Below are 316 nucleotides of genomic sequence, written 5' to 3' on the forward strand. Positions count from 1 at the left end.
AGGGAGGGAGGCAGGAGGGAGGAGGGAAGAGGGAGAAGAAAAAGGAAAAAGGGAAAAAAGGAGGTAGGAAAGGGGAGGGGGAAAAGGAGGAGGAGGAGGAGAAGGAGAAGAGGAAGAGGGAGGGGGAGGAAAGGGGAGGAGAAGAAGAAGGAAGGAGAGAAGAAAGGAAAAAGAAAGAAGAAGAGGAGGAAGGGGAAGGAGAAGGAGAAGAAGAAAAAAAAGAAAAAAAGAAAGGGGAGGGGAGGAAGAGGAAAAGAAGGAAATTTAACATTATTATAAATAAATTAGGTAATTTTATGTAGGTAAATTGAATTAT

Annotated in this window: 1 protein-coding gene; it reads left to right on the forward strand. The window is 43.0% G+C overall.

The genetic code is table 11. The features are described from left to right. A partial coding sequence (locus NR125_RS30395; RefSeq protein WP_256816914.1) for a hypothetical protein occupies positions 1-302 on the forward strand: 302 nt, incomplete at its 5' end. Positions 303-316: the final 14 nt, after the last annotated feature.

This window comes from Cytobacillus sp. Bac17 (assembly GCF_024519925.1).
Classification (GTDB): Bacteria; Bacillota; Bacilli; order Bacillales; family Cytobacillaceae; genus Cytobacillus; species Cytobacillus pseudoceanisediminis.